We start from the raw sequence: 21,855 nt of genomic DNA, 5'->3' as shown, positions 1-21,855 counted from the left end.
GCCGCCCGCGGGCGGCCCACCGCTCAGGGGCGGGTGAGCCGTTCGAAGAACGAGTCCAGGTGCTGCCGCTGGAGCTTGCGGGTGGAGAACCGCGCGCCCACGAGGCTCATCACGTTGGCGCCCGCGTTCATCACCACGATCTCGTCCACGAGCTGGTCGTCCGGAGTGGACGTCCGGATGTCGCCGTCCTCGCGCCCGCGCCGGATGTGCTCGTGCAGCACGCCGCGCCACGACTTCAGGTGCGCGGCGTACCGGTCGCGCAGGTTCTTGTTGGCCAGCGACATCTCCCAGAACGCCATCAGGACGCGGCCCGCGGTGACCCGCTTGGCGTCCAGCGGCATGGTGCCGTAGCACATGGCGCGCAACGCCGCCACGCCCGACTGCTCACCGGCGGCGCCGGAGATGTGCTTGTGCACCATGGTGAGGGCGCGGTCGAACGTCGCCTCCACCAGTTCGTCCTTCGTGGCGAAGTACCGCTTCAGGGCGCCGTTGGCGAACCCGGCGGCGGTGGCGATCTCCCGCATCGTGGCGGCTTCGAGCCCGCCGCGCACGATCAGGCCCCAAGTCACGTCCACGATGTGCTCGCGACGTTCGTCGTGGTCGATGACCTTCGGCATCGTGCTCCTCGCGGTGCGGCGGTTCGTCTACGGCCGTAGTGTATCCGGCGGTGCCCCGTCCGCGCGGCTCGTGGAACGCCCGTGAGACCGGGGCAACACGCCTCAGAGCGTGAATTCCATCTCCACGCCCGACAGGACCACCCCGTCGGGCATCGGCACCTCCAGCCGGTCCAGCTCGCGGAACCCGTACGCGCGGTACAGCGCTTCACCCGGCAGCGTCGACAACAACCGCAGCGACCGGAACCCCTCGTCCCGCGCCGCCGCCGCGCACCGGTCCAGGATCGAGCGCGCCAGGCCGCGCCGCGTCCAGTCGCCGCGCACGAACACCGCCCGCACCCGCGCGGGCTCGGTCGCGGGGTCCAGCGGTCGCGCGTCGTCCGGCGAAGCCTCCGCGCCGATGAACAACTTGCCCCGCTTGCTCCACCCGCCGCAGGCGACGACGTCACCGGCTGCCTCGTGCACGAAGTACGTGCCGTCGTCGATCAGCACGGTGTCCGGCACGGTGAGGTGGTCGGCGGCGGAGGCCGTTTCGCGCTCGTCGTGGTAGCGGGGGAACAGCTCCAGCACGGAACTCCGCATCAACGCGGCGATCCGCGGCACGTCCTCCCGCGTCGCGGCACGCAACACCGGCACCACGGCCACCCCTCCCCGATCCGGCGGTCATGGTAACGGGCGCGGGTGCGCTCGTGCGGGTTTCGCCGGGGCGCGGTGCGGTGTCGGGCAGGGGCCGGGGGCTGGTGCGGCACCACGCGCTGCCGACCGGGCGAGGCCGAGCGGCGGCACCCGGCCCCGGACACCGGCCGTGAGCGGCAGGTGGCAACGCCTCGGGTGGAGAGCGGGCTCGGTGCCCGGCGTTCGCGGGTCGGGCGGGGGCGGCACGTCCACGGCGCCACCCCCGCCGACCGGGGCGAAATGGTAGGTCGCGCGAGCCGGCCGCGGAAGTCGCCGCCGATCGTCCTATCGGGATTACCGATGACCGCCGAAGGGCGGTCGCCCGGCGCCGGGTTAGGGTCGCCCCGTGGTGGGGCAGGTCGAAGCGGAATTCCTGGCTGCCGTCGGTCGGCTGGTGGGTCCGGTCCGCGGCGTCGGCGTGCTGCTCCTCAGCGCGTTCGGGGTCTGCTCCGTCTCCGACGAGGGCCTGCCGCTGGGCTTCGCGCTGCTGGCCCTGGTGGCGGTCGGCGCGGTCGCGGACTTCGGTGATCGGCGGGTGTCCCTGGTCTTCGCCGTGGCGCGGGTGGTCGCGGTGTGCGTGGCGCAGGACGCGCTCGGCGGCCACGCCGAACTGTGGGCGCTCAACGTCCTCACCACGACGGCGATCACGCTCCAGTGGGAGTGGGGACCCGCGGTGGCCGTCCCGGTGACCGCCGTGCTTCTCGGCGTGCAGGTGGGCGTCGCCGGGTTCGACGCCGGGGTGGTGGTGCGCACCGCGTTGGAGAGCGCGCTCGCCCGACCCGCGTTCCTGGTGGTGCGGCGGTCGGCCCGGCGGGTCGACGTGTCGCGGGTCCGGCGTGCCGAGGCGGAGCGTGCCGAGGCGTTGGCGGCCGAGCGCCGCGCCCGCGAACGGGAGTACATGGCGTTGCTGCACGACACCGCGTCGGCGACCTTCCTCGTGGTGGCGACGCAGGACGTGGACGCCGCGGCGGTCGCCGGGTACGCGCGGCGCGACCTCGACCTGCTCACCAGGACGCCGGAGTCGCGCGACAGCCTGGTGGACGTCGGCGCGTCGCTGCGCGCGGTCGCCGACGGCTCACCGCTGGACGTGCGGGCGAGCACGGTGCCCGCCTCCGTGCCGGCACCCGTCGCGCTGGCGCTGGTGCGCGCGGTGCGCGAGGCGTTGCGGAACGTCGAGCGGCACGCGGGGGAGGACCGCGCCGAACTCGCCGTGACCACCGGACAGGGCCGCGTCACCGTCACCGTCACCGATCACGGGTGCGGGTTCGACCCGGCCGAGGTGTCCGGGCACCGGCGCGGCATCAGCGGGTCGATCGTCGCGCGGATGGCGGCCGTCGGCGGCGACGCCGAGGTGACGTCCGCGCCCGGCGGCACGACGGTGCGGTTGACGTGGTCGGCGTGACGGCGGAGGAGCAGGTCTTCGGCGGCGTGCGGCTCGCGCTGCTCGGCGTGGTGGCGATCATCCAACTCGGGCTCGGGTTGCGGCCGTTGCTGACCTACGAGTACGGACCGGGCGCGTGGCCCGCATACGGTGCGTTGGCGTTGGTCACGGTGGCCTGTGCGCCTTGGGTGGTGCGGCGGCGTCCGTTGCCCGTGCCGCTGGTGGTGGCGGGCACGGTGACGGTGGTGACCGCGTCGGTGGTGGCGACCTCCTCGATACCGCCGGACGCCCACTTCGGTCCGCCGCACTGGTCGTTCGGCCTCGTCAGCTGGCACCTGCTGGTGCTGCTCGCGGACCGGGTGCCGTGGTTGCTCGGCGCGCTGGGCGCGCACATCGGCGGCGACCTCGTGTTGTTCGCGCTGGCCGGCCCGCCGGACCGGACGGAGGTGGGCGCGGCGGGTGTCGTGGTGCTCGGCGTGACCAGCTTCCAGCTCGGCCTGCTGGTGCTGATCCGCGTGCTGCTGCGCACCGCGCGCCAGGCCGCCGAGGTCGCGGCGGCGGAGGAGCGGGCGGCGACCAGGGTCGCGCTCGCCGAGCAGTGGGCGCAGGACCTGCGAGCCGGGTTCGCGGGTGGCCTGGGCACGACGCTGCCGCTGCTGGCCGACCTGGCGGACGGCGTGGCCGACCCGCGTGCCGAGGAGACCCGCCGGCGGTGCGCGTTCGCCGCGACCCAGCTCCGCCGGCTGTTCGCGGAGCACGACGAGGTGCCCGACCCGCTGGTGCACGAGGTGGCGGCGTGCGTGGACGTGGCGGAACGGCGTGGGCTCGCCGTGTCGCTCGCGGTCAGCGGCGGCGCGGTGGACGTGCCGACGGACGTGCGCCGGGCGTTGACGGCACCGGTGGCGGCGGCGTTGTCGGCGGCACGCGAGCGGGCGCGGGTGAGCCTGCTGCGGACCGGCGACGAGGTGCGGCTGGCGGTGATCGCCGACGCCGGCGTGCCGGTCCACGCCGAGTCGGGGCAGGTGGAGGTGCGGTGCGACGCGTACGGCGAGCGGACCCGGACGGAGGCCAGATGGCGGACCAGCTGAGCGTGGTGGTGGTGGACGACCACCCGGCGGTGCGGGCGGGGGTGGCGTACTGGCTGTCGTCCGGTGAGCCGCCGATCCGGGTCGTCGCGGACGGCGAGGACGTGAAGGCGGCGTGGCTGGGCGCGGGCGCGGACGCCGACGTGGTCGTGCTCGACCTGCACCTGGGCGGGCCGACACCCGCGCTGGGCGACCTGCGGCGGCTGGTGGAGGCGGGTCGTCGGGTCGTCGTGTACTCGATGCGCGCCGACGACGAGATCGCGCTCCAGTGCCTGGAACTGGGTGCGCTGTGCTACCTGACCAAGGCGGAGGGCGCGGAGCACCTGGTGCCCGCGGTGCGTGCCGCCGCCGAGGGCCGCCCGTACACGCCGCCGTCGCTCGCGGGCGCGCTGGCCGGCGACCGGTCGGACGCCCGGCCCGCGTTGTCCGCCCGCGAGGCGGAGGTGCTGGTCGAGTGGTTCCAGTCCGAGTCCAAGGACTTCGTGGCCCGGCGGCTGGGCATCTCGGTGAGCACGGTGAACTCCCACCTGGAACGCATCCGGATCAAGTACGCCATGATCGGCCGCGAGGCGCCGACGAAAGCGGCGTTGGTGGCGCGGGCCATCCAGGACGGGCTGATCGGCGTGGACGACCTCTGAGCCGTGTGGTGCGAACGACCCACACCGCAATCGTGCGGACCGGGCTAGCTTGCGGGGACATCCCCGTCCGATGAGGAGCCCTGCCTTGACCCACGCCCGTGCAGCCCTGTTCGTCGCCGCCGGCTCCGCCGCGGCCCTGCTGCTGTCGGCGTGCGGCAGTTCGACGGACGGTGTCGCCACGCCCGGCACGACGTCCGCCGCCGCCACCACCACGACCGCGGAGACGACATCGAGCAGCGCGAGCACGCCGACCCAGCAGGCGTCGGGCGACGCGACCAAGCCCGGCACCAAGCTGAAGGTCGGCGACCGCGCCGTCGTGCCGTTCAAGTACGGCACCACCAAGACCGGCACCGTCGCGATCACGGTGACGGCCATCGAGGAGGGCTCGAACGCCGACCTCGCCAAGTACGGCGACAAGGCGAAGGGCATCACGCCGGTCTACATCCGGGCGACCGTGGAGAACGTCGGCGGCACCGACCTGGCCAACAGCACCGTGAGCCTGCGGGCGCTCGGCGCGGACGGCAAGAGCACCGGCGTGATCATCACGGGTGAGACGGACAGCTGCAAGTCCGAGAACGCCGGGCGCGACTTCACCACGGCGGGGGCGAAGTTCGAGACCTGCGTCCTCCAGGGCACCCGCGAGGGGACGAAGGCCGGCGGCGCGAGCTTCGACAAGGGCGACGGCTACGACAAGTCGCCCATCGTCTGGGAGAACTGACCCGGGTCGGGCCGGCTCGGGGCAGCGCGGGTCCGAGCAGAACAGACCGCCCGGCGGAGCAGGTCGGCGGAGCGCCCGCCTCGGGGGTCGGGCGCTCCGCCGGACCGGCGTGGTTCGGGCTGCCGGCCGCCACCGGCCGCTCGGCGGTGCGGCTGGCTCGACCACGCGGACGACTGGCCGCTCGGCGGCTCGCGTGGCTCGACCGCGCGGACGACCGGCCGCGTGGCGGCTCGCGTGGCTCGACCACGCGGACGACCGGCCGCGTGGCGGCTCGCGTGGCTCGACCACGCGGACCACCGGCCGCGTGGCTCCGACCGGATCAGCCGCGAGCGGCGGCGACGAAGGCTCTCATCAGGGCGTGGTCCTTCACGCCCCGGCTGGACTCGATACCGCTGGACACGTCCACGCCCCACGGGCGCGCCCGCGCCACGGCCTCGGCCACGTTACCCACCTCCAGCCCACCCGCGAGCAGCCACCGGCCCTGCGGGCGGGCGGCGTTGAGCGCCGACAGGTCCCACCGCTCGCCCGATCCCGCGATCGGCGAGTCGAGCAGCAGCATCTCCTCCCCGAACGCGCCGACGCGCACGTCCGTGTCGGGCTTGAGCGCCACCGCGCGCAACAGCCGCAACCCGGACACCGCCACCTCGTCGAACGCCGCCTTCGGGTAGTCGCCGTGCAGTTGCACGGCGGCGACACCGGACGCCTCCGCGAGCCGCCGCACCTCCGCCGCGCCCATCCTGGCGAACACGCCCACGGTCAGCACGCCGGGCGGCACCTCGCGCACCAGCCGCCGCGCCGTCTCCAGGTCCACCTGCCGCGGACTCGCGGCGAACACGAAACCGACCGCGTCCGCCCCGGCCTCGACGGCGACCGCCACGTCTTCCGCGGTGCGCAGACCGCACAACTTCACGTACACGGGCACGACTCTATCGCGCGGCCACCCGCCGATCCGCGTTAGGCCGTTTCGCGGGACTTCTCCGCAATTTCGCGAACGCTTCTTCGACGGTGCGTGGGGAACAGTTCCGGGAACCCGTTGTTTCGGGTTGCCGGCTGGGCCATCAGTGCAGGCCGGACCGCCACCGGGGTGAGGGCTGTTGTCCGGGGTGATCGGCCTTCCTAGCGTTTCGGTGCGGGGTTCCCGGCCCCGTTGGAAACGAGGGGAAAGTCATGCGAAGAAGCCTTTTCCGAACCGCGTGCGCGGCGGTTCTGCTCGCCGGTCTGGCGGTGCCGGTCGCGAACCCGGCGGCGAGCGCGGAACCGCTCGCCGCGTCGACGCTCACCAAATCGGTCCGCACCGCGACCACCCCGGCGGACCACGGCGGCACCGCGTCGTGGGCGGTCTCCTACGACAACAACTCCGCCACCACCGGCGCGGCGACGATCACCGACCAGGTCGGCTCGTCCGCGCACACCTACGTGCCCGGTTCCCTGCGCGTGCCGCCGGGCTGGACGCCGCGGTGGTCCGCGGACGGCACCTCGTTCGGCGACGTCGAGCCCGCGTCCGACGTGGTCGCGGTGCGTGCCGCCAACGCGGCGGCCCGGCCCGGCGGCACCGCCCTGGACGCCGAGCTGACCCCACCCGTGCGGGCGGCCACCACGGCGACCGGCGGCGACGGCTTCACGCCGTTGCTGCACCGCACGCCGAGCGGCGCCCTGCAGGCGTGGAACATCTTCCACCACGCGTCCGCCGCGCAGCCGAAGGTGGTGTGCAGCGAACTCCCCACCGGCTCGCTGTGCGCGGGCGGTCCGTGGCCGAAGACGCTGAACACGGCGGTCGGCCCGCTCCAGGGCGGTGCGGCCGGCGACATCTCCAGCCCGCTGGAGCCGCAGTACGTGCGGGACCCGGCGAACTCCGCCCTGGTCTACTACGCCGCCATCACCGCGTCCTCCGTCGGCGTCGGCTGCCTGGACCTGGCGAACGCCGCGAACTGCGGTTACTGGCCGCTGGCGGCGATCGGCGGTTCGCCCGCCGTCAACAACCTGGCGGGCCTGGTCGAGGTCGACGGCAACCTGTACGGCGTCACCACGGCCGGTTCGGTGACGTGCTGGGCGGTCACCACCAAGGCGGCGTGCCCCGGCCAGCCGTTCGCGCCGGTCGTGCCGCCGAACGGCACCACTCCCGGCTCGATGTACCTCGGCGCGATGACCGCGGTGGCGGGCAAGGTGTTCGCCTCGTCGTCACCCCGGGCCGGCCTGCCGCCCGCACTGGGCTGCTTCGACCCGGCGACCGGCACGGCCTGCGCCGGCTGGGCGACTCCGCGCCCCGTCGGGCCGGCCGACAACTACGCCTACAACGCCTACACGGCGTACGACACGTCCGGCGCACCGGTCGGCGCGTGTGCCGGCACGACCGGCGGCACCAACGTCACCACCTGCTACACGACCGCCGGCGGCGCGCTGGCGTCCCCGTCGTCGTACGCCGGCCTGCCCGGCGGCGTGCTGGTGTTCAACCCGGAGGTCGTCGTCGGCGTGGACGGCCACACCCGCGGCTACCTCCCGATCTGGGGCGGCCCGTACCCCGGCGCCGCGATCTGCCACGACTGGACCACCGGGTCCGGCTGCGCGGGTTTCCCCAACCCGGCCGGGCACCCGACGGTGAACGGCGGCGCGACCCGTGACTACGGCTACGCGTTCGACGGCACCACGCAGTGCCTGATCGGGCTCGGCGACGCGGGCGTGTTGTTCTCCATGGACCCGGCCACGGGCGGCACGCCCTGCGTGCGCAGCGGCGCGGCGGTGACCCTGACCCCGGCCGACTTCTACTGCGACGGCGGCACGAACCACGTCACCGGCTACGGCTCGGCGCGGCTGGAGGGGATCACCCCGGCGAACGTGGACTTCGGCGCGTCCAGCGTGACCGCGGTCGACCAGGACGGCGCGACCGTGCCCACGCCGGGCTTCGCGCCGGACGGCACGGTGGACCTGAGCGGCGTGTCGGCCACCGCCCACACCTCGCTGACGGTGACCACGCGACTGGTGCTCACCAGCGGCGCGGACTTCACGGGCGGCGCGAAACCGCACCTGGTGGTCGACTTCACCGGCGACCCGCCGCAGGTCTGCTTCCAGACCACCATCGCCACGACCTGCGCGGTGACCGACGTGGCCAACACCGCGTCCGGCGTCGACGGTTCCGGCTCGTTCACCTCGAACACCGCGTCGGTGCCCGTCGCGCCGGGCGCGGCGTGCCAGCCGGTGGTGCGGGTGGACAAGGAGATCTGCGCGTCGCACAAGGCCGCCGACTGCGGTCCGGGCGGCGCGGGACCGTGGGTGAAGCGGACGCCGGTGGGCCTGCTGGGCGCGTTGCTCGGCACGGCCCGGTGGCGCATCACGGTCACCAACGACGGTCCGGTGCCGGTCGACGACGTGAGCGTGTACGACCTCCAGGAGCCGTCGTGCGAAACGGCGGGCGGCACGTTCAGCCTCGCGCCCGGCCAGTCCAAGCAGGTGTACTGCGCCACCTCCGCGGTGCTGACGTTGTTCCCCATCACCAACTACGCGAAGGCGCGGTACACGCCGCGCAACTCGCCGTCGGGCACCCCGGCGTCCTACTCGCCGTACTCCTCGGCGATGGCGTGCGCCCTGCTCTGCAACCTGTGAGCCGTCCGGGATTCCACGCCGGTCCGCGCCTTCCCGCGCGGACCGGCCCGGGTGGCGCCCGCGAAATTGCGGGGGATGGGTCGTCCGGGCTCCCTACGATCGAGGCGATGATCCCCGTGTGCGGTCGCTACGACTACGCCGTCGAACTGGTGCCTTACGACGACGGCGTGGTGGCGCGGTTCGAGCAGGACCGCGCCGAGGTGGCGAACGCCCTCGGCCTGCTGGCCCGCGCGATCGAGCCGATCGGCAGCAGGCTGGTGCCGGGCATCGTGGCCAAACCCATCACCGACCTGCTGGTGCTGGTCGGCGACCGGGACGCGCCGCACGCCGCGGCCCGCCTCGCCCGCCGGGGCTTCCAGCCGATCCGGCTGGACGAGCTGTCCCGCACCATGCTCCGCCGCTACCGCGCGGGCACCGCCGTGCCGGACCTCCACGTCCACCTGGTCGGGCCGCGGGTGTGGGCGGCGAGCCCGGAGCGCGCGTTCTACCGGCTGCTGCGGGACCACCCCGAGGTGGCCGAGGCGTACTCGGCCGTGAAGCGGCTCGCGCTGGGCCTGAGCGGCGGCGACCCGCGGCGGTACAGCGCGGTGAAGGGCGAGTTCATCGAGTGGGTGGCCACCACCGTCGGCGAAGCACGCGGTTGACCGGAGCCGCGGTCGCGAGACGACAGCCACGTGGCCGGTGATAATTTCGCGTGGTGCGGCACCTGGTACGACTCACCGACTGGACGCGAGCGGAGATCGACGCGGTCTTCGCGCTGGCCGACGAGTACAGCGCGGGGAACGGGCCGCGTCGATCCGGGTCCGCGGTGATGTTCTTCCCCTCGTCGAGCCTGCGCACCCGGGTGACGTTCGAGCGCGGCGCCCACCTGATGGGCCTGCAACCGATCGTGTGCCCGCCCGACGCCCTGGAGAAGCCGGAAGCGCTGTCGGACGTGGCGGGTTACCTGGCCCCGTGGACGGCCGTCCTGGTCGTCCGGCACCGCATGGAGATCATCGAGGGCATCGCTGCCGGAAGCCCCGTGCCGGTGGTGAACGCCATGTCGGAACTCAACCACCCCTGCGAAGTGCTCAGCGACGTGTACACGCTCGGCAAGAAGCGCGACCCGCGGGCACTGCACTACCTCTTCGTCGGTGCGGACGGGAACATCGCGGGCGCCTGGCGGGAGATCGCGACCGTGCTCGGGCTCGACCTCACCCAGTGCTGCCCGCGCGAACTGGCGACCCCGGGCGGCGACTGGACGGACGACCTGGCAGGGGCGATCAGGACCGCCGACGTGATCATCACCGACGGTCCCGGCCCCCACGCCGACCGGCTCGCGCCGTTCCGGATCACCGCCGACCTCCTCGACACGGCCCCACCCGGCGCGCAGTACGCACCCTGCCCGCCGCACGTGGCCGGCCGCGAAGCCACCGCGGACGCGTTCAAGCACCCGGCCTTCGCGGGGCACGGGTTCAAGCAGGCACTCCTGCCGGTCCACCAGGCGGTCATGGAGTTCTGCATGTCCGCCTGAGACCCACGGCTCAGCCGCCCCAGCCGTGGCAGACGAACGGCATCAGGGACTCCGTCTCGGTGGCGTCCGCCAACGCCTTGCCCGGCGGCACGCCGCGGGTCAGCGCGTGGTGGTACGCGGTCATCACGTCCACCGACGCCTGGTCGTCCACGCGGGCGACGCTGGACACGACGGTCCGGCTGCCGCTGTAGAGCAGCGCGGCGGTGAAGCCGAGGATTTCGTCACCGGTGCGCACCACGGCCTGCCCGACATCGCACGACGACAGGACGACGTGGTCCGGCACGGCCGCGAGCTGGTGCACGTCGTGTGCCATCAACGGCCCGTCCACCAAGTCCAGCCGGGAGAACAACACGTTCTCCTGCTCGTGGTGCCCGTGCGAGGCGAAGTGCACGAGAGTGCTGCGACTGACTTCACGCAGCGCGTTGGCGACCGTCGCGTCCGTGCCGTCCAGCACGGTGCTGTCGGGGTACAGGCGCGCCAAGCGGTTCACCTCGGCCGACGCGTGGTCCAGGTTGGGGCCGCTCACCAGCAGCACCGAGCCCGGCGGCCGGATGACGCGCTTGGCCGACACCCACGACGACGGCGACGGCGTCACGGTGACCGGTCGGCCCCGCAGCCGGTCGAGCAGGCCCCACGGCATCGCCGACAGCCCGCCGGTCGGCACCAGCACCACGTTCCGGTCGCCGATGACCCGGGCCAGCGGGTCGAGCAGGTGCTCGGACAGCGTGGCGAGCTGCCGCCGGATCGACGTGCGGATCACGTGCTCCAGCGCGCCCGGCAGCCGCCGCCCGCACGCCGCGTCCAGGTCGCTGCGCAGGCGGGCGATGGCCTCGAACACGGTGGCGGTCTCGCCGAGCCCGAGCAGTTCGGCCCGGTCCGCGCCGATCACCTCGGCGAGCAGCCGGTCACCGGACGCCAGGAAGATCACCATGACGCTGTCGGCGTCCGCCAGCTCCGCCTTCACCTCGGCGAAGCCGACCTCCACGTGCCGCTCGCCCGCGCCGTCGGTGCGCCAGCCCTTGGCCCGGATCTCGCGCTCCAACTGCCGGGCGCGGCGCAACGCCTCCTGGTCCTGCGCGCCACGCAGCTCGGCGGCGCGGACGTCGAGGGAGAGCTGCCGCAACTCGGCGACGGCGTCCACGGTGTGCTCGTCGGCGGGCGTGCGCACGGGCGGGAACCGGAACGCCTGCGCGCGGGAGCGCTCCAGCCACCGGTACACGACCTCGGGTTTGCCGTTGTCCAGCGCCGCCGCGAGACCGGCGCGGGCCAGTTCGCCGCCGAGCGACGTGGTGCCGGTCTGGAGGTCGAGGCTGCCGAACCGGGCGCGGTGCTCGCGCAACAACGCCAGACCGGCGCGGGCCTCGGCGAACGCGCGTCGCTGGTCGCCGCTCGCGGAACCGAGTTCGGCCAGCGCGAGCCGCCGCAGCAGCCGGTTGGCCAGGGGCGCGCCGGGCCGGTCGCGCCCGGCCAGCTCGGCGCGGGCTTCGGCCGGCGCGCCACGCGCGATGAACACGCGGGCGGCCAGGAGGGCGGCCTCGTCGGCGTCGTTGGGCAGGCCGAGCGACCGCAGCCGCTCCGCGAGCCGGGACGCGGCACGCGCCACCCGGCCCGTCGTCCGGCCCGCCGCGAACTCCGCCCGCAGCGCCACGAGTTCCGCGACGCCGGCCCACGTCTCGTTGCGGCGGCGGCGGAAGTGCAGGCGGGCACGCCGCGCCCACCGCAGCGCCTCGCCCGGGTCGCCCGCGGCCAGCCGGGCGCGGGCCATGGTCAGCTCCGCCTCGGCGTGCTCGTGGCCCATCCGCAGTTCGGGCACCTGCCGCAGGAACGTGTCCAGCTCGGTCGCGGCCTCGGTCGGCAGACCCGCCGCGAGCAACGCCCGCGCGCGGTCGCCCGCCAGCACGGCGAGCATCCCCTGCCCCTGGTCGGCGTACACCTCGGCGGCGATGTCGAAATCACGCAGCGCGCCGGGGATGTCGCCGGTCAGCACCCGGCACTGGCCGCGGCCGTGCACGGCTTTCGCCACGGTGCGCGGCATCCCGTCGTCGGGGCCGAGCGCGGACCCGAGCTGCGCGCACTGGTCGAGGTCCTGGAGCGCGAGCCGCACCCGGCCCGCGATCTGGTGCAGCATCCCGCGGTTGAGCAGCACCCGGGCCAACGCGGCCTTCTGGTCGGTGCGGCGCAACCGCAGGATGGTGTCGTCGAACAACACGAGCGCGTCGTCCAGCCGCCCCGACATCATGAACACCAGGGCGCGCTGGGACAGCAGCAGGTGCCGGTCCTCGGGCGCGACCACCCGCTCCGCCTCGTCCAGCAGCTCCAGCGCCCGGTCGGTGCCGCCCCGCGACACCTCCGCGGCGGCCAGCGTGCCGAGCATCCGGGCGGTCCGCGACGGGGACGCCTCGCCGAGCTTGAGCGCTTCGCGCAGCAAGCGCGCGCCCACCGCGGGCCGACCGCTGTTGATCTCCTCGATCGCGCGCTCATGCAGGGTCCGCACCCGGTCGCTCACCGGGCCTATAGTGTCATCGTCGGTGTGCTTACGGCACTGGTTCGGCCGGTCGGCCGGATGACGATTTGCATGAGGCCGCAGGGAACCCGGTCGAACGCGAACCGCCCCTCCTCGTTCGCCGAGGTGTGCAGGGGTGGTCCTTCACCGGTCCGCACCTCCACGGGGTGCGCGGCGGGCGGCGAGATCCAGCCGTCGATGCGCACCGTCCCGTCGTTGCGCGGCTGCACGTTCACCATGAAGTCCAACGTGTCGCCGGAGAACGTGATCAGCTTCGACCGCACGTCGCCGCGCACGCCCGCGACCTCGCGGTGCTCGGTCAGCCGCACGACCTCGACGTCCACGTCCTCCAGCTGGATCGCGAACTTCACCAGGTCCGCCAGTTCGGGGGGAGCCGGGTCCACCGACTCCCACATCCACCGGACCTCCCGCAGGATCGCCACGTCCAGCTCGTCCAGGTCGCCGCTGGGACCGTCCGGGTCGGCCGTGTTCACCGCCAGCTCCCCTCGTCGTCGGCGAGCAGCCGCTTGCGCAGCTGCGCCAGGCACCGGCCCCGGGTCGGACCGATGCTGCCCCGGGGCATCCCCAGCGCGGTGCTGATCTCGCCGTACTCGGGTCGCGCCACGAACGCGATCACCCGGAGGAGTTCCCGGCAGCGGTGGGAGAGCTGGTCCACCGCGGCCCACAGCCGGGCCCGCCGGTCGGTGAACACGGCCTGCTCGTCGGGTAGCGGCTCCGGGTCGGTCGGCTGCGCCTCGGGCGGCACGCCGACGAGTTCCGCGTCGCGCTGCTCCTCCCGCATCCGCCACGCCGTCCGCTTGGTCACGGTGACCAGCCACGCGGTGAGCGCGCGTGGCGAGCGGATGTCGTCCAGCGCGCCGAGCAGGCGCAGCCACGCCGTCTGCACGGCGTCGGCGCTGCGCTCGCGGTCCAGCCCCTGCGCCCGCGCGACCTGCCAGAGCAGGGGCGCCAGGGTTTCCGCGATCCGGCCGAGCGCCACGCGGTCACCGGCGCGCGCGGACTCGAACAGCTCGGCAAGCCCTTCGTAGTCCTCGAAGGGCTTGCCGTCCGCCGCGTGGCGGTCAGACCTCGTACTGCTCATAGCACCGCTCTAGCGCCGCCCACGCCCGCTTGACCACGGTCTCCGGCCCGACGTCGGCCAGGCTGAGCCCGGTGTCCTCGGCCGCCACGTCGATCAGCGCGTTCGCCACGGCCGCCGCCGCGAGCGGCGTGGCGAAGGACGTGCCGTCCCACACCGCGAACCCGCCGTGGAAGTCGTCCGGGTCGAGCCCGGCGCGGTGGCTGTCGGCCATCTCGGGCTGGCGCGGTCCGCGGACGTCGGTCGGGAACGTGCTGACGACGCCCGCTCCGGTCGCCCAGCAGGTGACCCACGCGCCGTCGTTGGAGAAACCCGCCTTGGTGTTGTTGGGGTTGAGCGCGCCGACGCTGATCACGCCGGGACCCGCGCCCGGCACGTCCGGCAGGTCCGCCAGCGCCGCCGGGTAGAACCGGCGGCTGGTGGAGTTGTTGCCGGACGCGGCGAGCACCAGCACGCCCTGCTCGGTCAGCCGCCGCACGACTTCCGCCAAGTGCGAGGTGTAGACGTCGTCGTCGGGCGACTCGTCCAGGTAGCCGAGCGACAGGGACACCACGTCCACCATGTCCTCGGGCCGGTCGTACCGCTGGGCCCGGTCGACGCGGCGGGCGATCTCCTCCAGCGCGGCGATGACGTCCGAGCCGTAGGCGATGCCGTCGCTGTGCATGACCCGGACGGCGAGCACGTCGGCACGCGGCGCGGCCTGCCGGATGATGCCCGCGATGAACGTGCCGTGCCCGGTGTTGCTGTCCACGTCGCGGATCAGCGCGTCGGACACGACCGGCGCGTCCCAGTAGTCCATCAGGCACGGCGACGCGCCGGTGGTCAACGCGTTCTCGCGGATGCGCTCCTGCGCCTCGTGCAGCACCGAGATGAACCCGCCGGCGGGCGGCGGCGTGGACCGGTCGTGGATGTCGAACCACGGGTGCGGCCCGATGCCCGAGTCGAGCACGGCGACCACGGGCCGCCGGGTGAAGCGCTCGTCGTCCAGTCGGCCGCGGGCGGGCGGCGCGGCGGCGATCGCCACCGGCACCCGCGCCGAGCCGCCGGGCGAACGGCGGTAGGAGCGGTCGACCAGGCTGTTGGTGTCCCACGGCGTGCCGGTGAAGGTGACGGCGCTGAACACCAGGTGTTCGAGCGTGATGCGCCGGACCACGTCGCGGTCCGGCCCGGTGTCCGGGTCGTCCGCCGCCGCGCGCAACCGCTGCAACGCGGCCCACGAGTCGACGTTGTCGCGGTCCCGCCCGTTCCGCGCGCGCAGCCGCACCGGTCGCGGCGTGGTGCCGCCGCCGGGCTCGGGGTGCTCCACGTCGATCCCCTCGCCGTCGAGCACCGCGCGGACCGCGCCGAGCGCCGTCTCGTCACGCAGCACGTCGTCCGGGATGAGCAGCACGTCCGGTCGGTACGCGGTCGAACCCGGCCGCGTACCGCTCGCCGCCTCGGCCCGGACGGGGTCGAGCACCCGTCCGCCGTGCCGGTCGAGCAGTTCGGGCGGCACCCGCAGCTTCGCCGCGGGCCGGTAGTCGGATCCCCCCGCCGGTCGCGCGCCCAGTTGCCTTCGAATGAACTGGATCGCCACTGGCCCTCCTTCTCGCGATTGACACGATCCCCCGTCCCCGCTTGTCACGTGCGTGGTTTGGGTGGAGCCGATACGCCCGTCCGATAACGAAACGGTAACGGGGGCGATGCGGGAGGGTGCGCACTCTTCCCCAGTGATGCGAGCAAGGTTCATGTCTGGTTCGTCGCGTGTTGCGTGGTCGTGCCTAGCATCGCCGGCCATGACCTCCCGCCGCACGTTCCTGCTGGGCTCCGCCGCCGCGGGCGCCCTGGTCCCGGTCGCCGCGACAGCCCTCGGGCCGGTCGCCGCGTCCGCCGAGCCCGACGTCCGGGCGGCCGGTCACCGGCCCGACCCGAACCGCGACCGGTTCACCATCGCCGTCATCCCGGACACCCAGTACCTGTTCGACCAGGACCGCGGCGACGCCGCACCGCTCGACGCCGCGTTGCGGCACCTGGTGGACAACGCCGCGCGGGACAACATCGTGTTCATCGCCCACCTCGGCGACCTCACCGAGAACGGGCAGCGTGCCGAGATCCAGGACGTCGGCCGGTCGTTCCGGGCGCTCGACCGGCGGCGCGTCGGGTACAGCGTGCTGGCGGGCAACCACGACCTCGACTCGCGCACCGACGACCAGCGCGGGCGCACGCCCTACCTGGAGGAGTTCGGGCCGCACCGGTTCCGCGACTCGCCGACGTTCCGCGGTGCGAGCCCGGACGGCTACAACAGCTACCACGTGTTCCGCGCCGCCGGCCGCGAGTGGCTGGTGCTCGCGCTGGACTGGCGCATGTCGGCAAAGGGCTTCGCGTGGACCCGTGAGGTGCTGGCGAAGCACCCGAAGCTGCCGGTCGTGCTCACCACCCACGAGCTGGTGCACGCGGGCGACGGCGGGCAGGCCGAGCTGTCCGGCTACGGCCGTCGCCTGTGGGACGAGCTGATCAAGGACCACGACCAGATCTTCCTCACCGTCAACGGGCACTTCTGGCCCCCGGCGCGGACCGTCCTCACCAACGCCGCCGGCAACGACGTGCACGTCCACATCACGAACTACCAGGACCGCTACTACGGCGGCAGCGGCATGATCCGGCTCTACGAGTTCGACCTCGCGCGCAAGGTGGTGGACGTCCGCACGTTCTCGCCATGGCTGCTGGCCAAGCGGTCGCTGAACGCGTTGGAGCGGCGCGAGGTCGAGCTGACCGGCGCCGAGGACCGGTTCAGCGTGCCGATCGACTTCGACCGCCGGTTCGCCGGGTTCGCGCCCGTGCCGGTCCGCCCGGAGCGGCCCGCGCGGCAGGTGCTGGTGCCCGGCACGGTCGCGTACTGGCGGTCGGACTCGCTCCAGGACCTGTCCGGCAACGGCAACCACCTGCGTCAGGTGGGCGCGCTGGAGGCCACCGCCGACCACCACCCGGACTCGCCCGGCCACGGCAGCCGCTTCTTCGGCAAGCAGGGCTACCTCACCACCGCCGACAACGCGCCGCTCAACCGGATGACGTTCGAGCGCGGCTACACGTTCGAGGCGTTCGTGAAGCTGCCCAAGGGTTTCAACCACCCGTGGTCGGGTCTGCTGACCAAGCTCGCCCCGGGTTCGGCCGCCGGCAAGACGGGCGACGACCCGAAGGAACCGCTGTGCACCCTCAACGTGGCGGGTGGCGGTGGGTTGCAGTGGGCGGTGTTCCCGAAGAACCGGCCCGGCATGTCCACCAACTGGGGGCACGAGATGGACGAGGAGGTGTGGTGGCACGTCGCGGTCGTCAACGACGGTCGGCGCACGAAGCTCTACGTCGAGGGGTCGGAGCTGCTGCGCAACCCGTCCACGCCGGCGACCGGCATCGCCACGGCGAACGACCCGTGGCTGATCGGCGCGTACGCCTACGACCGCGTGGTGGAGAAGTCGTTCCACGGCTGGCTGGGTGACGTGCGGATCGTCGACCGGGCGCTGCCGGTGGACAGGTTCCTCACCGCGCGTTGATCAGTAAGGTGTAAAGTCCAGCCATACCTATTACGTAGGAGGGTGGCGTGGACGTACCGCTCGACGACTACCCCGCGGGGGCGGCGCTGGCGACCGAACTGGTCATCACGTCGCCCACCGTGCGGGGTGTCGAGGAACTGGCCGACCCGGTCGTGCTGGCGGCCCTGCTGGCGCGGCACGGGGTCGTGGCGGAGCCGACCGACGACGACGTGCTCGCGGTGCGGTTGCTGCGCTTCGACGTGCGCGGCGTGCTTGAGACCGAGACGGCGGAGCAGGCCGCGGCGGGCGTGGCGGAGCTGGTGCGGCGGGCGGCGCTGGGACCGGTGCCGGTCCGCGCCACCGACGGCCGCTGGCAGTGGCGCGTGCCGGTCCGCCCGGACGCCCCGCTGGCGGACCGGCTCGCGGCGCGGATCGGCCTCGCGCTGGGCGGCGTGCTCCGCGCGCTCGGCCACGAGCGCTTCCGGGCGTGCGAGGCACCCGGCTGTCGAGGCGTGTTCGTGGACACCAGCCGCGCCGGCCGCCGCCGTTACTGCACACCCGGGCTGTGCGGCAACCGCGTCCACGTCGCCAACCACCGCTCCCGCCGGGCGGTGGCCGGGTGACCGGCGTGCTGGTGCTGCCCGACGGGGTCGCCGTGCGCGCACGCGGCCTCCGCCACCCGGCACCCGCCGACGACCCGGACTACGGGCTGTACCTGGGATCGCCCCGGCTGCGCCGCCGACACGACGCCGAGCTGCGGTGGCCGCACGAGTGGGTCGTGTGGCCGGACTTCCTGTTGCCCCGCGACCGGGCGGAGGCGGTCCGGCTGATCCACGACCTGCACGCGCGGGCCCGTGCCGGTGCGGTGGTGGAGGTCGCCTGCCACGGCGGCGTCGGCCGCACCGGCACCGTGCTCGCGTGCCTGGCCGTGCTGTCCGGCGTCGACCCGGCGGACGCCGTCGCCTGGGTCCGCGCGCACCACCACCCCCGTGCCGTCGAAACGCCGTGGCAGCGGCGCTGGGTGGCGGCGTTCCGCTGAGTCACAGCTCCGGGACGAACCACACGGCGTCGACCTCGTCGGTGTGCGCCGGGTCCAGCGGGAAGTAGCCGGGGTTGCCGGGCGTGCGCCGGGTGGTGGCCGTCGGCAGCCCGGCGGACGGCACGAGCCGCGTGCCGCCGCCGGCGGCCAACAGCAGCCCCTCGACCGAACCCGGCTCCGGCTCGGCGATCCCGTGCCGCTCGGCGCGGCCCACCGCCGTGGCGATCACGGCGTAGGCCGGGCCGAGCCGGCGGGCGACGTGCGCGCCCGCGCTGTGCCACCGCAGGTCCATCCCCGCCAGGTCCCAGCGGACGGCACCGGCACGCAGGTGCTGGTTGTGCGCGAACACCAGGGTGGGTCGGGTGTCGCGCTCCGCCAGCGCGCACAGGTTCTCGGCCATCATGGCGTCCCGGACGCCGAGCAGCCGGGACACCCGCCGCGGCGAGTCGCCCGCCATGCCCGCGTGGTAGGCGAGCAGCCCGGTGGCGGTGCGGGCGGCGAGTTCGGCGTCCCACCGGGCGTCCGGGTCGTCGGCCAGGCCGGGCGACTCGGCCGTCAGCAGCCACCGCAGGTCGTCCGCGATCAACCGCAGCTCGCGGGCCTCCGGCGTGTCGCCGACCGACCGCGTGTGGTCCATCGCGGCGGCCGGGTCGCTCCAACGGGCGTCGTCGCCCAGCAGCGCGTCGATCCGCTCCCACGGGAGGACGTGCCCGACACGGGCGGTCAGGTAGCCGTGCACGATCGCCAGCGCCCCGCGTGGGCTCTCCGCGCCCATCATCTCGACTGGGGCGTCGAAACCGTGGAACCGCACGGGTTCGGCGGCGGTCCGGTTGTGCTCGGCCAGCCACCGCACCAGGTCCCGGTCGGCGGGCGCGGTGCCGAAGCCGTGGCTGAAGCCCGTGCGCAGTACGTCGTCCAGCACGCCCTCGCCGGTGCGGACGTGGGCGTTCACCACCCGGCCGCGCAGGCAGTCGCTCTCGACCGCGATGGCGCCGAAACCGGCGTGCTCGACCAGGTGGGCGAACAGCTCGTTGCGGTGGCGGAGGAACCGCTCCTCGCCGTGCAGCGGCTCGCCGAAACCGAGCAGCCGGGTGCCGGCCGGCAGCCACCGCGCGACCTCCTCGGCGATCGACCGGGCCGGGTGCGCTTCGTTCTGCTTCGTCGTCACTGCTTCAACGGTATCGTTGAACAACTCGTTGAAAGTTCTGGGAAGACCACCTGGGCCTGTGGCGGCCGGACCCTCAAACAGGGCTGGGTGGTCCCGGTCGGGGGGCGGGCATGGGCGATCTCGCGGCGCCGGGGGCGCTGGTCTCGCCGGGCGTCGGGCAGCGCCTGCGGTTCGGCGGCGGCGCGACGGGCATCGAGCGGATGGAAGCGGCGCTGGTGGGCACGGCGTTCGCGCCGCACCGGCACGACACCTACGCGGTCGGCGTGACCCTGGCGGGCGTGCAGGCGTTCCGCTACCGCGGCGAGCAGCGGCACTGCCTGCCCGGCGAGTGGCACGTGCTGCACCCCGACGAGGTGCACGACGGCGCGGCCGGCACGGACTCCGGTTTCGGCTACCGGATCATCTACCTCGACCCGGCGCTGGTGCGGGACGCGCTCGACGGGCAGCCGCTGCCGTTCGTCGCCGACCCGGTGCTCCGGCCCTCCGGGGTGGGCGGCGCCGTCGCGGGCTGGTTGCGGCACATCGACCAACCGCTGGACGACGCCGAGGCGGTGGAGGTGACGACCGCCGTCGCGGACCTGCTGCACGCCCACTCCGCCGCACGCCCCGGCCGGGTCGCGCTCGACCTCGCGGCGGTGCGCCGGGTGCGTGCCCTGCTGCTGGACGACTTCGCGCACCGGCACACCGCCGCGGACCTCGAACGCGTGTCCGGGCTGGACCGCTGGTCGGTGGCCCGCCAGTTCCGCGCGGCCTTCGGCACCAGCCCCACCCGCTTCCGCACCATGCGCCAACTGGACGCCGCGCGTCGGCTGATGGTGGCGGGTGTGGCGCTGGGCGAGGTGGCGGTGGTCGTGGGCTTCGCCGACCAGAGCCACCTGACCCGGATGTTCAAACGCGCCTACGGCCTCACCCCGGCCGCCTGGCTCGCCGCCACGGCACGGGTGTGAGGTCGCTCAGCCGCGTGCGTGGATGGCGTGCACGACGGAGGCCATGTCCTCACCGCCGCGTCCCAGTGCGACGGTTTCGCCGAACAACGCGTGGCACACGTCGAGCAGCGGCGAGGCGATGCCCGCCGCACGGGCGGCTTCGGCGATGAGGCGGTTGTTCTTCAGCACGTCCGCGCTCGCCGCCTGGACGGTGAAATCGCCCGCGAGCAGCTTCGCCGCCTTCGCCCTGGACACCTGCGACGCCATCGGTCCGGCGTCCAGGATGCGCGTGAGCACCTTCGGGTCGAGGTCGTGGCCGTCGGCGAACCGGTACGCCTCGGCCAGGCCGGTGACCATGGTGATCAGGAACAGGTTCACCGCGAACTTCATCAGCAACGCGCCCGGCACCGGGCCGCAGTCCACCACCTCCGCGCACAGGGGCGCGAGCAGCGGCCGGACGAGGGCCACGTCGTCCTCCGCGCCGGACACCATCGCGACCAGCGTCCCGGCCTCGGCGGGTCCGCGCGAGCCGGACACCGGCGCCTCCACGTACCGACCGCCGACCGCCGCCACGTCCTCGGCGAGCGCGCGCGAGTACGTGGCGGGCATGGTGCCCATCTGCACCACCACCCGGTCGCGGCAGCGGGTGGCGAAGTCCGGTCCGCCCCGGTCCAGCACCGCGTCCACCGCCGGTTCGTCGGCGAGCATCAGCAGCACGACGTCGGCGCGCGCGAACACCTCGCCCGGCCCGGCGGCGACCTGCGCGCCCGCCGCGGCGAGCGGCGCGCACCGGCCGGGTGTGCGGTTCCAGACGGTCAGCGGCACGCCGGCGCGGGCCGCGTTGAGCGCCATGGGTTGACCCATGACACCGAGTCCGATGAATCCCAAGTCGACCACGACCGGTTTCTAGCCGGTGCGCGAAGGCGCGTCTTGAACGTCTGTGCGAGACACCCACCGCACCCCGCCCGCCCCACCGCACCCCGCCCGCCCCGCCACACCCCGCTCCGCCCCGCCGCACCCCGCTCCGCCGCACCCCGCTCCGCTCCGCCCTGCTCCGCACCGCCCCGCACCGGCCCCGCCCTGCACCGGCCCCGCTCAGCGCCGCCCCGCGTCGCTCCGCGCTCCGCCGCCTGCCCCACGCCGCCCTGCGCCGCTCCGCTCCGCCCTGCCCCGCCCCGGCCCGCGTCCTGCCCTGCCCCGCTCCGGCCCCGCGCCTGCCGCACCGCCCGCCGCACCGCCCGCCGCGCCCCGCCTCACGCCGCGCTTCCGCCGCCCCGTGCCTCCGCTGCCGCGCGCCTCGCCCCGCATCTCCGCCCCCCACCGCACCGCCCGCCGCCCCCCACCGCGCCGCCCGCCGCGCCCCGCCGACGCCGCGCCGCCCCTGTCCCGTCGC

The 21,855-nt window shown here is 74.3% G+C and carries 20 protein-coding genes; 11 read left to right on the top strand and 9 right to left on the bottom strand.

Annotated elements, in window-relative coordinates; genetic code table 11:
• Positions 1 to 23: 23 nt before the first annotated feature.
• Together KZQ38_RS15235 and KZQ38_RS15230 are read right to left on the bottom strand one after the other, a co-directional pair.
• The gene (locus KZQ38_RS15235) at positions 24 to 617 is read right to left on the bottom strand and encodes a TetR/AcrR family transcriptional regulator (RefSeq protein WP_219442533.1); all 594 of its coding nucleotides are present in this window, start codon (positions 615 to 617) and stop codon (positions 24 to 26) included.
• 102 nt (positions 618 to 719) lie between these two features.
• The gene (locus tag KZQ38_RS15230; RefSeq protein WP_308258414.1) at positions 720 to 1,259 is read right to left on the bottom strand and encodes a GNAT family N-acetyltransferase; all 540 of its coding nucleotides are present in this window, start codon (positions 1,257 to 1,259) and stop codon (positions 720 to 722) included.
• A 376-nt stretch (positions 1,260 to 1,635) separates the two neighbouring features.
• Here KZQ38_RS15230 and KZQ38_RS15225 point away from each other — a divergent pair, with 376 nt between their 5' ends.
• The 4 genes from KZQ38_RS15225 to KZQ38_RS15210 all read left to right on the top strand — a co-directional run bounded on the left by KZQ38_RS15225 (position 1,636) and on the right by KZQ38_RS15210 (position 5,111).
• Positions 1,636 to 2,691 (top strand): sensor histidine kinase, encoded by a 1,056-nt coding sequence (locus tag KZQ38_RS15225; RefSeq protein WP_219442531.1) that lies wholly within the window; start codon positions 1,636 to 1,638, stop codon positions 2,689 to 2,691.
• Positions 2,688 to 3,758, top strand: coding sequence for a hypothetical protein (locus KZQ38_RS15220; RefSeq protein WP_219442529.1), 1,071 nt, complete (start codon positions 2,688 to 2,690; stop codon positions 3,756 to 3,758). The genes KZQ38_RS15225 and KZQ38_RS15220 overlap by 4 nt, the downstream gene beginning before the upstream one ends.
• Positions 3,743 to 4,393: a response regulator transcription factor gene (locus KZQ38_RS15215; RefSeq protein WP_219442527.1), complete on the top strand. Its 651-nt coding sequence runs from the start codon at positions 3,743 to 3,745 to the stop codon at positions 4,391 to 4,393. Before KZQ38_RS15220 ends, KZQ38_RS15215 begins: the two co-directional genes overlap by 16 nt.
• Positions 4,394 to 4,478: 85 nt before the next feature.
• Positions 4,479 to 5,111, top strand: a complete 633-nt coding sequence (locus tag KZQ38_RS15210) for a hypothetical protein (RefSeq protein WP_219442524.1) — start codon at positions 4,479 to 4,481, stop codon at positions 5,109 to 5,111.
• 319 nt (positions 5,112 to 5,430) lie between these two features.
• Here KZQ38_RS15210 and KZQ38_RS15205 read toward each other — a convergent pair whose 3' ends face one another.
• Positions 5,431 to 6,027: a phosphoribosylanthranilate isomerase gene (locus KZQ38_RS15205; protein ID WP_219442522.1), complete on the bottom strand. Its 597-nt coding sequence runs from the start codon at positions 6,025 to 6,027 to the stop codon at positions 5,431 to 5,433.
• A gap of 251 nt (positions 6,028 to 6,278) precedes the next feature.
• Here KZQ38_RS15205 and KZQ38_RS15200 point away from each other — a divergent pair, with 251 nt between their 5' ends.
• The 3 genes from KZQ38_RS15200 to KZQ38_RS15190 all read left to right on the top strand — a co-directional run bounded on the left by KZQ38_RS15200 (position 6,279) and on the right by KZQ38_RS15190 (position 10,221).
• Complete coding sequence (locus tag KZQ38_RS15200) at positions 6,279 to 8,708, top strand: DUF7617 domain-containing protein (protein WP_219442520.1); 2,430 nt, start codon at positions 6,279 to 6,281, stop codon at positions 8,706 to 8,708.
• 107 nt (positions 8,709 to 8,815) lie between these two features.
• Positions 8,816 to 9,352: a GrpB family protein gene (locus KZQ38_RS15195; protein ID WP_219442518.1), complete on the top strand. Its 537-nt coding sequence runs from the start codon at positions 8,816 to 8,818 to the stop codon at positions 9,350 to 9,352.
• Between the two features lie 53 nt (positions 9,353 to 9,405).
• A complete protein-coding gene (locus tag KZQ38_RS15190) occupies positions 9,406 to 10,221 on the top strand; it encodes an ornithine carbamoyltransferase (protein WP_219442517.1) in 816 nt (271 codons plus the stop codon).
• 10 nt (positions 10,222 to 10,231) lie between these two features.
• Here the strand turns inward: KZQ38_RS15190 and KZQ38_RS15185 are convergent, their stop codons facing one another.
• The 4 genes from KZQ38_RS15185 to KZQ38_RS15170 are packed head-to-tail and all read right to left on the bottom strand — an operon-like array spanning position 10,232 to position 15,399.
• A complete protein-coding gene (locus tag KZQ38_RS15185) occupies positions 10,232 to 12,727 on the bottom strand; it encodes a CHAT domain-containing protein (protein WP_308258413.1) in 2,496 nt (831 codons plus the stop codon).
• Between the two features lie 5 nt (positions 12,728 to 12,732).
• Positions 12,733 to 13,218, bottom strand: coding sequence for a hypothetical protein (locus tag KZQ38_RS15180; protein ID WP_219442515.1), 486 nt, complete (start codon positions 13,216 to 13,218; stop codon positions 12,733 to 12,735).
• A complete protein-coding gene (locus KZQ38_RS15175; protein WP_219442513.1) occupies positions 13,215 to 13,826 on the bottom strand; it encodes an RNA polymerase sigma factor in 612 nt (203 codons plus the stop codon). Before KZQ38_RS15175 ends, KZQ38_RS15180 begins: the two co-directional genes overlap by 4 nt.
• A complete protein-coding gene (locus KZQ38_RS15170; RefSeq protein WP_219442511.1) occupies positions 13,807 to 15,399 on the bottom strand; it encodes a S8 family serine peptidase in 1,593 nt (530 codons plus the stop codon). Before KZQ38_RS15170 ends, KZQ38_RS15175 begins: the two co-directional genes overlap by 20 nt.
• A gap of 199 nt (positions 15,400 to 15,598) precedes the next feature.
• On the opposite strand from KZQ38_RS15170, the gene KZQ38_RS15165 reads away from it, so the two are divergent.
• From KZQ38_RS15165 to KZQ38_RS15155, 3 genes are read left to right on the top strand one after another with little or no spacing between them, the layout of a single operon-like run.
• Positions 15,599 to 17,350, top strand: a complete 1,752-nt coding sequence (locus tag KZQ38_RS15165; protein WP_219442509.1) for a LamG-like jellyroll fold domain-containing protein — start codon at positions 15,599 to 15,601, stop codon at positions 17,348 to 17,350.
• Between the two features lie 47 nt (positions 17,351 to 17,397).
• Positions 17,398 to 17,952: a CGNR zinc finger domain-containing protein gene (locus KZQ38_RS15160; RefSeq protein WP_308258412.1), complete on the top strand. Its 555-nt coding sequence runs from the start codon at positions 17,398 to 17,400 to the stop codon at positions 17,950 to 17,952.
• A complete protein-coding gene (locus KZQ38_RS15155) occupies positions 17,949 to 18,368 on the top strand; it encodes a protein-tyrosine phosphatase family protein (RefSeq protein ID WP_219442507.1) in 420 nt (139 codons plus the stop codon). The genes KZQ38_RS15160 and KZQ38_RS15155 overlap by 4 nt, the downstream gene beginning before the upstream one ends.
• Before the next feature lies 1 nt (position 18,369).
• Here KZQ38_RS15155 and KZQ38_RS15150 read toward each other — a convergent pair whose 3' ends face one another.
• On the bottom strand, positions 18,370 to 19,536 hold the full coding sequence (locus KZQ38_RS15150) for an erythromycin esterase family protein (protein ID WP_219442505.1): 1,167 nt from the start codon (positions 19,534 to 19,536) through the stop codon (positions 18,370 to 18,372).
• Between the two features lie 110 nt (positions 19,537 to 19,646).
• Between KZQ38_RS15150 and KZQ38_RS15145 the strand changes: the two genes are divergently transcribed.
• Positions 19,647 to 20,483 carry an AraC family transcriptional regulator gene (locus tag KZQ38_RS15145; RefSeq protein ID WP_219442504.1) on the top strand — a complete coding sequence of 279 codons (837 nt, stop codon included), beginning with the start codon at positions 19,647 to 19,649 and terminating at the stop codon, positions 20,481 to 20,483.
• Between the two features lie 6 nt (positions 20,484 to 20,489).
• Here KZQ38_RS15145 and KZQ38_RS15140 read toward each other — a convergent pair whose 3' ends face one another.
• The gene (locus KZQ38_RS15140) at positions 20,490 to 21,359 is read right to left on the bottom strand and encodes an NAD(P)-dependent oxidoreductase (RefSeq protein WP_219442502.1); all 870 of its coding nucleotides are present in this window, start codon (positions 21,357 to 21,359) and stop codon (positions 20,490 to 20,492) included.
• Between the last annotated feature and the right edge of the window lie 496 nt (positions 21,360 to 21,855).

The sequence above is a fragment of the Saccharothrix obliqua genome (assembly GCF_019375475.1).
GTDB classification, from domain to species: domain Bacteria; phylum Actinomycetota; class Actinomycetes; order Mycobacteriales; family Pseudonocardiaceae; genus Actinosynnema; species Actinosynnema obliqua.
The sequence above is the reverse complement of the archived record's forward strand: the minus strand, read 5'-3'. Positions and strand labels throughout refer to the sequence as shown.